Source organism: Limnohabitans simekii (SeqCode) (assembly GCF_965234735.1).
GTDB lineage: Bacteria > Pseudomonadota > Gammaproteobacteria > Burkholderiales > Burkholderiaceae_C > Limnohabitans > Limnohabitans simekii.
Genome location: NZ_OZ248540.1, coordinates 659471 through 672918, shown reverse-complemented (window position 1 = coordinate 672918; position 13448 = coordinate 659471). Strand labels below are relative to the sequence as shown.

Annotated in this window: 11 protein-coding genes; 5 read left to right on the top strand and 6 right to left on the bottom strand. The window is 56.8% G+C overall.

The features are described 5' to 3' along the window. Positions 1-3: 3 nt before the first annotated feature. The 5 genes from nhaD to AC8GFP_RS03410 are packed head-to-tail and all read right to left on the bottom strand — an operon-like array spanning position 4 to position 4543. A complete protein-coding gene (gene nhaD / locus AC8GFP_RS03430; RefSeq protein WP_506610236.1) occupies positions 4-1311 on the bottom strand; it encodes a sodium:proton antiporter NhaD in 1308 nt (435 codons plus the stop codon). Further along, the gene (gene pncB, locus AC8GFP_RS03425; protein WP_506610234.1) at positions 1292-2473 is read right to left on the bottom strand and encodes a nicotinate phosphoribosyltransferase; all 1182 of its coding nucleotides are present in this window, start codon (positions 2471-2473) and stop codon (positions 1292-1294) included. The genes nhaD and pncB overlap by 20 nt, the downstream gene beginning before the upstream one ends. Positions 2474-2475: 2 nt before the next feature. After that, a complete protein-coding gene (locus AC8GFP_RS03420) occupies positions 2476-3174 on the bottom strand; it encodes a nitroreductase (protein ID WP_506610232.1) in 699 nt (232 codons plus the stop codon). Beyond that, on the bottom strand, positions 3171-3617 hold the full coding sequence (locus AC8GFP_RS03415; RefSeq protein ID WP_506610230.1) for an acyl-CoA thioesterase: 447 nt from the start codon (positions 3615-3617) through the stop codon (positions 3171-3173). The genes AC8GFP_RS03420 and AC8GFP_RS03415 overlap by 4 nt, the downstream gene beginning before the upstream one ends. Further along, entirely contained in the window at positions 3614-4543 is a 930-nt protein-coding gene (locus AC8GFP_RS03410; RefSeq protein ID WP_506610228.1) for a histone deacetylase family protein, read from the bottom strand. Before AC8GFP_RS03410 ends, AC8GFP_RS03415 begins: the two co-directional genes overlap by 4 nt. 243 nt (positions 4544-4786) lie before the next feature. On the opposite strand from AC8GFP_RS03410, the gene AC8GFP_RS03405 reads away from it, so the two are divergent. Beyond that, positions 4787-5332 (top strand): phasin family protein, encoded by a 546-nt coding sequence (locus tag AC8GFP_RS03405; RefSeq protein WP_506610226.1) that lies wholly within the window; start codon positions 4787-4789, stop codon positions 5330-5332. A 130-nt stretch (positions 5333-5462) separates the two neighbouring features. On the opposite strand, the gene AC8GFP_RS03400 is transcribed toward AC8GFP_RS03405, so the two are convergent. Continuing rightward, positions 5463-6374 carry a patatin-like phospholipase family protein gene (locus AC8GFP_RS03400; RefSeq protein WP_506610224.1) on the bottom strand — a complete coding sequence of 304 codons (912 nt, stop codon included), beginning with the start codon at positions 6372-6374 and terminating at the stop codon, positions 5463-5465. 84 nt (positions 6375-6458) lie between these two features. Between AC8GFP_RS03400 and AC8GFP_RS03395 the strand changes: the two genes are divergently transcribed. The 4 genes from AC8GFP_RS03395 (at position 6459) to rpoD (ending at position 13446) form a co-directional block, all read left to right on the top strand. Continuing rightward, complete coding sequence (locus tag AC8GFP_RS03395; RefSeq protein ID WP_506610223.1) at positions 6459-7217, top strand: 3-hydroxyacyl-CoA dehydrogenase; 759 nt, start codon at positions 6459-6461, stop codon at positions 7215-7217. Positions 7218-7232: 15 nt separating this feature from the next. After that, positions 7233-9101 (top strand): gamma-glutamyltransferase family protein, encoded by a 1869-nt coding sequence (locus AC8GFP_RS03390; RefSeq protein WP_506610221.1) that lies wholly within the window; start codon positions 7233-7235, stop codon positions 9099-9101. A gap of 6 nt (positions 9102-9107) precedes the next feature. Further along, positions 9108-10943 carry a DNA primase gene (dnaG, locus tag AC8GFP_RS03385; RefSeq protein WP_506610219.1) on the top strand — a complete coding sequence of 612 codons (1836 nt, stop codon included), beginning with the start codon at positions 9108-9110 and terminating at the stop codon, positions 10941-10943. A 190-nt stretch (positions 10944-11133) separates the two neighbouring features. Next, entirely contained in the window at positions 11134-13446 is a 2313-nt protein-coding gene (gene rpoD, locus AC8GFP_RS03380) for an RNA polymerase sigma factor RpoD (RefSeq protein WP_506610217.1), read from the top strand. The last annotated feature ends 2 nt before the right edge of the window (positions 13447-13448 follow it).

Genomic DNA, 13448 nt, shown 5'->3' with positions numbered 1-13448 from the left:
TGATCAATGTGTCAAATTGAATTGGATGATGTAAGCCAAGGCGCCAGCAAAATACCCAGCCAAGGCCAGTCCGCTGATGCGCTTCACATACCAAAAGAAATTGATTTTTTCCAAGCCCATGGCAGCCACGCCCGCCGCCGAGCCAATGATCAATACCGAGCCACCTGTGCCAGCGCAAAAGGCAATGAACTCCCACAAGAAACTGTCAGGTGGATGATCAGTCAGGTTGTACATGGCCATGCTGGCAGCGACCAAGGGCACGTTGTCCACCACCGCACTGGCCAAACCAATCATCAACACAATGACGTCCATGCGACCAACCGTGTCTTTCAACCAATGCGCCAAATTACCCAACAAATGTGCATGCTCAAGTACTGCCACGGCCAACAAAATACCCATGAAAAACGTGAGAGAGCTCATGTCAATTCGCGATAAAGAGTTCACCAAGGTCAAATGTGCCTGGTCTTCATCGGCTTTGCTGTGATGCATCACATCGCTGATCAACCACAACAATCCCAAGCCCAACAGCATTCCCATGAACGGGGGCAAGCCAGTGAGGGTTTTGAACACGGGCACGGCAATCAAAATACCCAAGCCCAACCAAAACATGAATGAACCATCGCTTGGGTTTTCAAGGGTGTCATTGGGGTCGGCGTCTGGGGCTTGAACAGCGCGTCCACGCAACATCCATGCGGTGATCGCCAATGGAATCAGCGCTGCCAACAGCGACGGGATGATCAGGGTTTTCATGATCTCAAGAGCCGTGATTTGACCGCCAATCCAAAGCATGGTGGTGGTGACGTCTCCCAGCGGTGACCACGCGCCGCCCGCATTGGCCGCAATGACGATCATGCCGGCAAAAAACAAGCGGTCTTCACGATCGCGCAAAAGCTTTTTCATCAGTGAGACCATCACGATGGCGGTGGTCAGATTGTCCAAAATCGCACTCAAGAAAAAAGTCACAACGCCCACCAACCACATCAGCGTTGACAGTTTTTGTGTGCGAATGCGACGGGTGATGACGTCAAACCCATGGTGGGCGTCGACCACTTCCACAATCGTCATGGCCCCCATCAAGAAAAACACAATTTGTGCCGTGGTGATGAGCGATTCATTCAGGTGTTCAACCAGCAACCGACTGTCACCCAGTTGAAATGCATAAAGCGTCCACAGCACACCTGCGCCCAACAAGGCTGGCGCAGATTTGTTGATATTCAACTGATGTTCGAGGGAAATGGCCATATAGGCCATGACAAAAACCAGCACATACACCATTTCCATTTCAATTCCTTCAGGGTTGGGCAATTTCAAACACTTGCCTGAGGTAAGCAAGGTAATTGATGTCTTCACACATGTTTTTCGAGGGCGTGTCCGAGAGTTTGGCCACCGGTTGACCATTGCATTCAACCATCTTGATGACGATTTGCAGCGGCTCGTAGCCCAGGTCGTTGGTCAGGTTGGTGCCAATGCCAAACGCGAGTTGGCAGCGCCCGGTAAAGCGTTGGTAAAGCTCGATGGTGCTGGGTACGGTCAGGCCGTCGCTGAAAATCAGGGTTTTGGTGAGCGGGTCCACGCGGTTGTTTTTGTAATGCTCAATCATGCGCTCGCCCCAGGTGAATGGGTCACCGCTGTCGTGGCGGGCGCCATCAAACAGCTTGCAAAAATACATGTCGAAGTCGCGCAAAAACGGCTCGATGCCATACACATCACTCAAAGCGATGCCCAAGTCGCCACGGTATTCACGCGCCCAGGTTTCAAAGCCATACACCTGGCTGTCGCGCAAACGCGGCCCCAGGGCTTGGCAGGCTTGCAAGTACTCGTGCGCCATGGTGCCCAAGGGCGTGACACCCAAACTGCTGGCAAACAACACGTTGCTGGTGCCGGTGAAACGCCCTTGCGGCAGGGTGCCCAAGCCCTGCAGCAAGGTGGTCAACACCTCGTGGTGCCAGGCTTTGGAAAAACGACGGCGGGTGCCGTAGTCGGCAATCTTCAAATCTTTCAAACCGGCGTCATTGAGCTGCACGATTTTGGTAGCCAAGCGGCGCCGCCCTTCTTTGAAATCGGGTGCGGGCTGGGTGTTGCGAAAGAAAACCTCGTTGACGATAGCCAGCACCGGAATTTCAAACAGGATGGTGTGCAGCCACGGCCCCTTGATGTGAATGTCAATCTCACCACTGGGCAAAGGCTTGATGGTGATGTATTTTTCGTTCAGCTTGAACAGGCCTAAAAAGTCGACGAAGTCACTTTTGATGAAGCGCATGCCTCGCATGTAGGCCAACTCTTCTTCGCTGAATTGCAGTTGGCACAACGCTTTGATTTCCGCCCTGATTTCATCCACATAGGGTGCGAGCTGCACACCCGGGTTTCGGCACTTGAACTTGTAGGCCACTTGCGCACCCGGAAACTGGTGCAACACCGCCTGCATCATGGTGAATTTGTACAGGTCGGTGTCGAGCAAGCTGGTGATGATCATGTTCAGCCCAGCCAGTGGGTGAAGGACGCCACAGTTTCGCGCGGTGTGCGAAAGGTGTTGACGATGTCTTTGTCATCCGCGTAGCCCAGCGCCATGCCGCACACCAACATTTCATCTGGGCCCGCACCGATGTGCGGCAGGATGATGGTGGCAAAGCCATTCCACGCTGCTTGCGGACAGGTGTGCAAACCATGGGCACGTGCGGCCAACATGACGCTTTGCAAAAACATGCCGTAGTCCACCAAGGAGCCACGGCCCATCACTTTGTCCAGGGTGAACATCAGGCCCACGGGCGCATCGAAGAATTTGTAATTGCGTTGGTGTTGCAAATGCATCTTGTCTTTGTCGGCCTTGCCAATGCCCAGCAAACCATACAAGCTCCAACCGTTTTCACGGCGGCGGTCGATGTAGGGGCTGACCCATTTTTCCGGGTAGTAGTCGTAGGCCTCGCGGTAGTCGGCGGCTTTTTCAGGGTGAGCGCGAATCTCATCGTGCGCGGCACACACTTTGGTCACCAAGCTGTTGCGGCTCTCGCCTTGCAACACATACACCTTCCACGGTTGCGTGTTGGTGCCCGATGGTGCACGTGACGCCATGTGCAAGATGTCGGTGATCACCTCTTGGGTCACGGCCTGCTGCGTGAAGGCTCGCGCCGACATGCGGCTGTCCATGGCTTGTTGAATCGTCACCGAGGTGCTCATGTCAAACTTTCTAAAACTATTTTCAAAGGGTTGGGTAAGGCATTGACTGGGCGGCGGCTGTCGCGGTTCACGTACACATGCACAAAGTGGCCGTGCGCGGCGCTCAGGTCCGCGCCTTGCGCAAACAAACCCACTTCGTAGCGCACGCTGCTGTTGCCCATGTGCGCCACGCGCAGACCAGCGTCCACGTTTTGCGGAAACGCCAGCGATGAGAAATAGTGGCAGCGGGTTTCCACCACCAAGCCAATCGTCTCGCCTTGGTGGATGTCCAACACGCCTTGCTCAATCAGATGTGCGTTCACCGCGGTGTCAAACCACTGGTAGTAAACGACATTGTTCACATGGCCATAGGCGTCGTTGTCCGCCCAGCGGGTGGTGATCGGGCGAAAGACGCGGAAGTGGGAACGCGGCAGCGCTTGGGCGCGGGGGGAAGCGGAAGTCATGGCGGGTCATTTTGCCAGTCTTGCCAAGACGCTTGCGCCAGCGCGAAGGAGGTGATTTGCACCTGCACCGTGTCGGCCAGGTCGCGGCCATAACCACCGGCCATCGCCATCGCCAGTGGCAAGCGTTTGTCACGCGCCCAGCGCAACACGGTTTGATCCCGCGCTTGCAAACCAGCAAAGCTCAGCTTCAAGCGGCCGAGTCGGTCGTTTTCGTGCGGGTCGGCACCTGCGAGGTAGAACACCAGATCGGGCGCGAAACGGCTCTCCAGTGTTTGCAAGGCTTGGTGCAATGCGTCCAAATACGGCGTATCGGTGCAACCGTCGGGCAGTTCCACGTCCAGGTCGCTGGCGGCTTTGCGAAAGGGAAAGTTTTTTTCGCCATGCATCGAGAAAGTGAAAACGCTGTCGTCTTTGGCGAAGATGTCTGCCGTGCCGTTGCCTTGGTGCACATCCAGGTCAATCACCGCCACTTGCAGCGGGCGCGGATGTTGTCTGGCCCACTCGGCTTGCATCAGCCGCGCTGCCACCGCCACATCGTTGAAAACGCAAAAACCGCCGCCCTTGTCGGCGTAGGCGTGGTGTGTGCCGCCCGCCAAATTCGCCGCCACGCCTTGCGCCAAGGCGGTGCGGGCCGCGCTGATGGTCGCGCCCACGGAGCGCCGCGCCCGCTCGACCATGCCCTCGGACCAGGGGAAGCCGATTTCGCGCTGCTGCGCCGGGCTGAGCCTGCCCTGAGTGACGGCGTCTATATAGGTGGGGCTGTGGGCCAAGGCCAGCTCGCCGTCCGTGGCTGGTTCTGCCAAGTTCAGAGTCAGATTTGGTAATTCCGTCGCCAAGCGTTCGCGCAGCAGCTCGTACTTGCCCATCGGGAAGCGGTGACCGTTCGGCAGTTTCTGGATGTGGGTGGCGGCGTAGTAGATGTGCACCCCCAGATTGTCGGGCTTGGCCTTGTGGCTCCGCTAATTGGGGTCAGATTCCAATTTTTGAATTAATTGGAATCTGACCCCAATTTCCCGGAAATTAGGCAGCCGACTCTAAACATGCTGCACCGCAACAAAAACGCTTGCCACCCCTAGGATAAACCCTATACTTCAACCCATGCTGCGCCGCAACATGATTTCAGCGCAGTTCCAGAGTGAAACAAACTTAAACCTATAGGAACCCTGACCATGATGACTCCAGAACAAATGATCGCCGCCCAAAAAGCCAACGTTGAGAGCCTGTTCGGCATGACCGAAAAAGCCTTTGCAGGCATGGAAAAGTTGGTTGAACTGAACATGGCTGCCGCCAAAGCCGCCCTGCAAGACAACCTGCACCAAACCCAAGCTTTCTTCAACGTCAAAGACGTGCAAGAGCTGATGGCTCTGCAAGCCGGTTACCTGCAACCCATGGCAGAAAAAGCCGCCGCTTTCAACCGCCATGTGTATGAAATCGCTTCCACCACGGGTGGCGAATTCAGTAAAGCCGTTGAAGCCAAAGCTGCTGAAGCTCAAAAAGCGGTTGCTGGCATGGTGGACTCCGCCGCCAAGAATGCGCCCGCCGGTTCCGAAACCGCCGTGGCCATGATCAAAAGCGCCGTTGCCGCCAGCCACACGGCCATGGAGAGCGTACAAAAGGCTGTGAAACAAGCCACTGAAGCCGCTGAAGCCAACATGCACGCCATGGCCAGCAACGTGACAGCCACGGCCACCAAGCCTGCTGCTCGCAAGCGTTGATTCAAGCCCTTGGGCTGAACAAAGAAAAACCCGCTTCGGCGGGTTTTTTCATGGGCGCTTCACACGCCCAGGCGGCTCAACATGGGCTATTCGAGCACCACTGAAAAGCAAGGCGGCTTGTTGCAGGGTTTCAGGGCGCCAACGCCGCCTTCACTTGCGGCAAGGCCAGTTTCATGGCGGCGCGTCCGGCCTCGATGCTTTTCTTGCGGGCCGAAAACTCGGCGCTGCCGACATTGGGCAGGACCGGGCGCACCACCACATCGGCTTGGGTCAGCTCGAGCTGGCTGATGCTTTTGCCCATGATGCTGAAGGTTTGCATCAGCACCTTGAAGATGTCGCTGGTTTTGGCGTCTTCCGGGCGGCTGGAAATGTCCACCGCGATGATGTACTCGGCGCCCATTTGTTTGGCGTAGCGCACCGGCACCGGTGACACCAACCCGCCGTCCACATAGTCTTTGCCGCCAATGCGCACCGGCTCGAACACCGAGGGCACGGCACTCGAAGCCCGCACGGCTGTCGCCACATCGCCGCGCCTGAACAAAATACCGTCGCCGGTTTGCAAGTCGGTGGCCACAATGCCCAGCGGGACTTTCATGTCTTCAATCTTCAGGCCATTGAGTTGGCTGTTCACATACTTGCCCAGCGCTTCGCCGCGCAACACGCCACGGTTGGTGAAAGGCAGCGTCCAGTCGGTGAGTTGTGATTCGTCCATCGAATCGGCCAGCCAAGACAGTTGAGCACCGGTTTTGCCGCTGGCGTAAAAGGCCGCCACCAAGCTGCCCGCCGACGTGCCCACCACCAAACTCGGTTTGATGCCCTCTTCTTCCAGCACTTGCAACACACCGATGTGCGCAAAGCCACGCGCTGCGCCGCCACCCAATGCCAAGCCCACTTTGGGAATTTTTTTCGGCACTGGCGCTTGGGTGACAGGCTCGGGCGGTTTGACGGGTGCGGGTGGCGTGGCACACGCAGCCAAAAGTAGCAACAGCGCAGCCAGCCCGAATCTGGCCGCATGGGTTTGGAGTGCTTGGGAATGAATCATGATCAGATTGTCGCAGTCTGTCACTGCCATAATTGTTTGGTTGGGCTTGGTCATTTGAAGCCCACTCTTACCTGAAAGGCACTCATGCAAATCAAAAACAATGTATTCATCGTCACCGGCGGCGCGTCCGGCTTGGGCGAAGGCACCGCCCGCATGCTCGCGCAGCACGGTGGCAAGGTCGTCATCGCCGACATGCAAGACGACAAAGGCCAGGCCATTGCGGCTGACATCGGCGGTGCGTTCATGCACTGCGATGTCTCGAACGAAGAACACGCCGCTGCAGTGGTGGCCAAAGCCCAGTCTTTGGGCAAATTGTCCGGCTTGGTCAATTGCGCAGGCATCGCCACCGCCGAGCGCACCGTGGGCAAAACCGGCCCGCATTTGTTGGCTGGCTTTCAACGCACCATCAACATCAACTTGGTCGGCAGCTTCAACATGATCCGTTTGAGCGCCCAGGCCATGAGCACCAATGACCCCGAAGCCACCGGCGAACGCGGTGTGCTCATTTCCACGGCATCGGTGGCGGCCTACGACGGTCAAATTGGCCAGGCCGCTTACTCGGCCTCCAAAGGCGGCATCGTTGGCATGACCTTGCCCATCGCGCGTGACTTGTCCAAATTGGGCATCCGCAACATGACCATCGCCCCCGGCATTTTTGGCACCCCCATGATGTTCTCCATGCCCAAAGACGTGCAAGACGCTTTGGCCGCTGGTGTCCCCTTCCCTTCACGCTTGGGCACGCCCCTCGATTACGCCAAATTGGTGATGCACATCCTCGACAACGACATGCTCAACGGCGAAGTGATTCGCCTTGACGGTGCCATCCGTTTACCACCCAAATAATTCAATAAGGCTCTCATGACAAACATTCCTCTTTTGAACGCCATGGCCAAGTCCATGCGCATCGGCAGCTCCGCCTTGGTGCTGGGCAGCTTGATGATCACCAGCACCGCCGTGTTGGCCGACACCAAAAAGCGCGCAGACACACCAGAGGCTGGCTCCGGCTACAAAGCCAAAGCCGCCAAAACCCTGAAAACCCGGGGCGTGTCCTCGGCCAATCCCTTGGCCAGCGAAGCCGGTCATGCGATCTTGAAAGCCGGTGGCTCAGCAGTTGATGCGGCGATTGCCGTTCAAATGGTGTTGAACTTGGTAGAGCCGCAATCCAGCGGCATCGGCGGCGGCGCCTTCATGCTGCACCATGATGGTCAAAAACTACAGATGTTCGATGGCCGCGAAGCTGCCCCGCACCTCAGCCACGAAGAACTGTTTGTCTACAACCATGGCGAACTCATGGCCTTCGAAGAAGCCATGGTCGGTGGTCGTGCCGTGGGCGTGCCCGGCACCTTGCGCATGTTGGAACAAGCGCACCGCCAACACGGCAAACTGCCATGGGCGCAGCTGTTTCAACCTGCTATCAAACTGTCAGAAAACGGTTTCAAAATCAGCCCGCGTTTGCATGCCATGCTGCTGGCAGATCGTCCCTTGCGCAAAGACTTGAACGCATCGGCTTTTTTCTACAGACCCAATGGACAGCCCCTGCCGGTTGGCCATGTGCTGAAGAATCCCGGATTGGCGCAAGTGCTCAAACTCATTGCCAAAGACGGCGCCGATGCATTCCACCAAGGTCCATTGGCACAAACCATCATCAACAAAGTCCAGCAACACTCCTACAACCCTGGCGTGATGACCATGCGGGACATGACCAATTACCGACCCATCCAGCGTGAAGCCCTGTGTTTTTCGCATGCTGCCAGCACTGGACCCGTGCAAATTTGCGGCGCGGGTGCGCCCAGCTCTGGCTTGATCGCCACCGGGCAAATTTTGGGCATCTTGTCCAACACCCCCGCGTCTAAAGAAGCGCCATCTTCTTGGGCTGACCGCAACACCGTGGTTCCCAGCTTGAACTGGCTGCACCACTACAACGAAGCGGCTCGTTTGGCCTTCGCCGATCGCGCCTTGTATGTGGCCGATCCCGACTTCACCAAAGCGCCCGGTGGCGATTGGAACAAGATGCTGGCCCCCGCTTATTTGCAGCAGCGTGCCAGCTTGGTGCAAAACCAGCGCATGGGCAACGCCACCGCCGGTCAACCGGGTGGTGCACCCATGGCTCTTGCGCCCATGGCCGATCAAACCGAGTACGGTACCAGCCACATCAGCATTGTGGATGGCTTGGGTAACACGGTCTCTATGACCACCAGCATCGAGAGCGCTTTTGGCTCACGTGTCATGGTGAACATGGGTCAACGTGGCGGTTTTTTGCTGAACAACCAACTGACAGACTTCAGCTTCTCGCCCACCGACGAGACCGGTCAATTGGTGGCCAACCGCGTACAAGCCAACAAGCGCCCGCGCTCGTCCATGAACCCTTTGATGGTGTTTGAACAATCTGCCAACGGTGAACGTGGTCAGGTGATGGCCAGCTTGGGCAGCCCTGGTGGCCCCATGATCATTCACTACACCGCGCAAAGCCTGTGGGGCATGCTGCACTGGAACCAAAACGCGCAGCAAGCGGTCAACATGCCGCACTCTGGCGTGACAGGTGCCAATGGTCCTTTGTTGCTCGAGCAAGGCGGCTTCAGTGCCGACATCCTCAAGGGCTTGCAAGATAAAAACCACGTGCTGTTGGAAGTGGACATGCCCAGTGGTTTGGGAGCCTTGCAACGCCAAGGAACCCAATGGGTCGGCGGTGCCGACCCACGCCGTGAAGGTCAGGTCAGCGGCGACTGATTCGGCATGGCGATTCCGCAAGCCTTTATTCAAGAACTGCTGGCCCGCACAGATGTTGTCGAGGTTGTCGGCCGGTATGTTCAGCTGAAAAAAGGCGGCGCGAATTACATGGGGCTGTGCCCCTTTCACGGCGAAAAATCGCCGTCTTTCACAGTCAGTCCCAGCAAGCAGTTTTTCCACTGCTTTGGTTGCGGCAAGAACGGCAATGCCATTGGTTTCCTGATGGATCACAGCGGCATGAATTTTGTCGAAGCCGTGAAAGACTTGGCGCAAACCTATGGCCTGCAAGTGCCCGAGGACGAGACCGACCCCGCTGACCGACAACGCGCCCAACAACAACGGCAACGCCAAGCCACCTTGTCCGAGGTGTTGGAAAAAGCCGCTGAGGCCTACCGCAAACATTTGAAAACCGCACCGCAAGCCGTGGCCTACCTCAAAGGCCGAGGCCTGAGTGGTGAAGTCGCCAAACAATTTGGCCTGGGTTATGCCCCAGAAGGTTGGCGCAGTTTGGCCAGCGTGTTTGCAGACTACCAAGACCCCTTGTTGGTCGAGTCGGGTTTGGTCATCGCCAACGCGGAAGACGGCGGCGAAGAAAAACGCTACGACCGTTTTCGCGACCGCGTCATGTTTCCCATCCGCAATGTCAAAGGGGAATGCATTGGCTTTGGGGGCCGCGTCATGGGCGACGGCAGCCCCAAGTATTTGAACTCCCCCGAAACACCAGTGTTCAGCAAAGGCCGCGAGTTGTATGGCCTGTATGAAGCCCGCACGGCGCTGCGTGAAGCAGGCTATGTGCTGGTGACCGAGGGCTACATGGATGTGGTGGCCTTGGCGCAACTCGGCTTTCCCAATGCCGTGGCCACCTTGGGCACGGCCTGTACCACCGACCATGTGCAAAAACTGTTTCGCTTCACCGACGCCGTGGTTTTCAGCTTTGATGGCGACGCAGCGGGCCGTCGTGCGGCACGCAAAGCCTTGGACGGCGCCCTGCCCTTTGCCAGCGATGTGCGCAATGTGAAGTTTTTGTTTTTGCCCGCCGAACACGACCCCGACAGCTTTGTGCGCGAACACGGCGCCGAGGCCTTTGCGCGCTTGGTAAGTGATGCCACACCCCTGAGTCGTTTTGTGGTGGAGGTGGCTCGCGAGGGTTGCGACATCGACACCGCCGAAGGCCGCGCTCTGTTGGCCTCGCAAGCCAAACCACTGTGGTTGTCCATGCCCGACGGTGTGTTGAAAACCCAGCTACTGGCTGACTTTGCCGATTTGGTGGGCATTGGCAACCGGGAATTGCAAAACCTGTGGATGGGTGCGGCCAATAAATCGGCGGCCCGCACACCGCGCAGCACCGCAGAAGCGAACACCTTGAAACAACCGTTTGCTCGCAGCACCCCCGCACCGCGTGGCCTGCCTATGCGCCGCAAGGCACCCAGTCGGCAAGACCGCGCATTGCAAATTTTGTTTGCCGACATGGGCCAATGGGGTGGCTTGTCACAGCATCAACACAAGATGTTGATGGACCTGCCCGCACCACACGGTGTGTTGCTGACTTGGCTGGACCAGCAATGGCATGAACACGGTGTGCAGCCCCTGGCAGCTTTGCGCGAAGGCTTGCGAGGGCATGCGCACGAAACCACCTTGATGCGTTTGATTGATGATGCGCCGCCCGACATGGAGAATGATGCAGGCGAGTTAGAAAGCATTTTGAATGGTCTAGAAAAGCTGCAACTGGCCGCCCAAATAGACGATTTAACCCAACGCATGGGCAGCGATCCAGCGGCCTATGCACAGATCAAGCAGTTGAATGCACGATTGGCGGTCTTGAAAACAGCCCCTCTGGTATAATCCGTTTCCCTTCACAAGCGCGACAGCAGCACCTCCGTAACCGGCCAACCGTGACAACCAGCGCACGACCCGCCAAACATCGCAAGGACTGCACACCAAATGTTCGCCCTACAGCTTGCGTAACCCTCTTTGACGACCAAACATCGCGTCTTCTGATGCGTGTTTTTATTTTTCTTGCTTGAGGATTGACATGCCTGCCAAAAAACCCGCCGCCAAAACACCTGTCAAAGCTGCAGCCAAACCTGCCAGCAAAGCAGCCGCCAAGCCTGTGGCCAAACCAGCTGCCAAGCCTGCTGCCAAAGCTCCCATCAAAGCAGCCGCCAAGCCTGCTGCCAAACCAGCCCCCAAAGCGCCAGTTAAAGCAGCCGTCAAAGCCCCCGTGAAAGCCGCTGCCAAGCCAGCCGCCAAAACACCTGCCAAAGCACCTGCCAAACCCAGCGCGGAAAAAGCCGCGCCGCCTAAGAAAACCACCAAAGCCGCTGCCAAAGGCAAAGCCGGTAAAAAAGCCTTGCCGGAAGACGACGACATCGTCGACCTCGAAGCCGAGTTCGCGGATGAAACCGCGGTCAGCACCGAAAAGGTCAAGCCACTGCGCATGAAGATCAGCAAGGCCAAAGAACGCGCCTTGATGAAAGAGTTTGGTTTGGACGAAGCCGTGTTGTCCGAAGAAGATTTGGCCAAGCGCCGTTCGCGTTTGAAGACCCTGATCAAGTTGGGCAAAACACGCGGCTACCTGACCCACGGCGAAATCTCCGACCACTTGCCCGACAAATTGGTGGACGCTGAAACCTTGGAAGTCGTCAACACCATGTTGAACGACATGGGCGTGCAGGTTTACGAACAAACCCCCGACGCCGAAACCTTGCTCATCACCAACACTGGCCCTACCGTGGCCAGTGAAGAAGAGGCCGAAGAAGAAGCCGAAGCCGCTTTGTCCACTGTGGACAGCGAGTTTGGCCGCACCACCGATCCGGTGCGCATGTACATGCGTGAAATGGGCACAGTCGAACTGCTGACTCGCGAAGGCGAAATTGAAATCGCCAAACGCATTGAAGGCGGTCTGATGGCCATGATGGAGGCCATCAGTGCGTCGCCCGCCACCATCGCAGAAATTTTGCGCATGGCCGGTGACATTCGTGAAGGCAAGGTGGTTATCTCTACCGTTGTCGACGGCTTCAGCAACGCCAACGAAGCCGATGACTATGTGGCCGAAGAAGACTTCGATGAATTCGACGACAGTGACGACGACGACGGCAAAGGCGGCTCCAAAGCCTTGACGAAAAAACTGGAAGAGTTGAAGGCCGAAGCGCTGACCCGCCTTGACCGCATGCAAACTTTGTTTGAAAAGCTGCACAAAACTTTCGACAAAGAAGGCTATGGCACACCGGCCTACTTGAAGACCCAAAAGGCCATCAGCGAAGAGATGATGACCATCCGCTTCACTGCCCGCACCATCGAAAAGCTGTGCGACTTGGTACGCACCCAGGTGGATGATGTGCGCAAGAAAGAGCGCGAACTGCGCCGCATCATCGTCGACCGTTGCGGCATGCCGCAAGAGATGTTCATCAAAGAGTTCCCCGCCAACTTGCTCAACCTGAAATGGGTGGAAAAGCAATCTGCGTCAGGCAAAGCTTGGTCGGTCACCATGACCCGCAACATTCCCGCCATTCAAGAGTTGCAAAAGAAACTGTTGGACATCCAAACCCGTGTGGTGGTGCCGCTTGCCGAGTTGAAAGACATCAACAAGCGCATGAACGAAGGCGAACGTGCATCACGTTATGCCAAAAAAGAAATGATCGAAGCCAACTTGCGCTTGGTCATTTCCATCGCCAAAAAATACACCAACCGTGGTTTGCAATTCCTCGACTTGATCCAAGAAGGCAACATCGGTTTGATGAAGGCCGTGGACAAATTCGAATACCGCCGTGGCTACAAGTTCTCCACTTACGCCACCTGGTGGATTCGCCAGGCCATCACCCGCTCCATCGCCGATCAAGCCCGCACCATCCGCATTCCGGTGCACATGATCGAGACCATCAACAAGATGAACCGCATCAGCCGCCAACACTTGCAAGAGTTTGGTTTCGAGCCCGATGCCTCAGTCTTGGCTGAAAAAATGGAGATGCCCGAAGACAAGATCCGCAAGATCATGAAGATCGCCAAAGAGCCGATCTCCATGGAAACGCCGATTGGTGACGATGACGACTCCCACTTGGGTGACTTCATCGAAGACGGTGCCAACACGGCCCCGATCGAAGCCGCCATGCAAGCCGGTTTGCGCGATGTGGTGAAAGAAATCTTGGATGGCCTGACACCCCGTGAAGCCAAAGTGCTGCGCATGCGTTTTGGCATCGAGATGGACAACGACCACACCTTGGAAGAGGTAGGCAAACAATTTGACGTGACACGCGAACGCATCCGTCAAATCGAAGCCAAAGCCTTGCGCAAACTCAAGCACCCCAGCCGCTCCGACAAACTGCGCAGTTTCATCGACACCCTGTGATC

Bases quoted from the DNA above. Each gene is read 5' to 3' on its own strand.
- AC8GFP_RS03415 (WP_506610230.1), bottom strand. From the start codon at position 3,617: ATGACTTCCGCTTCCCCCCGCGCCCAAGCGCTGCCGCGTTCCCACTTC.
- pncB (WP_506610234.1), bottom strand. From the start codon at position 2,473: ATGATCATCACCAGCTTGCTCGACACCGACCTGTACAAATTCACCATG.
- AC8GFP_RS03405 (WP_506610226.1), top strand. From the start codon at position 4,787: ATGATGACTCCAGAACAAATGATCGCCGCCCAAAAAGCCAACGTTGAG.
- AC8GFP_RS03400 (WP_506610224.1), bottom strand. From the start codon at position 6,374: ATGATTCATTCCCAAGCACTCCAAACCCATGCGGCCAGATTCGGGCTG.
- AC8GFP_RS03420 (WP_506610232.1), bottom strand. From the start codon at position 3,174: ATGAGCACCTCGGTGACGATTCAACAAGCCATGGACAGCCGCATGTCG.
- AC8GFP_RS03390 (WP_506610221.1), top strand. From the start codon at position 7,233: ATGACAAACATTCCTCTTTTGAACGCCATGGCCAAGTCCATGCGCATC.
- AC8GFP_RS03395 (WP_506610223.1), top strand. From the start codon at position 6,459: ATGCAAATCAAAAACAATGTATTCATCGTCACCGGCGGCGCGTCCGGC.
- rpoD (WP_506610217.1), top strand. From the start codon at position 11,134: ATGCCTGCCAAAAAACCCGCCGCCAAAACACCTGTCAAAGCTGCAGCC.
- dnaG (WP_506610219.1), top strand. From the start codon at position 9,108: ATGGCGATTCCGCAAGCCTTTATTCAAGAACTGCTGGCCCGCACAGAT.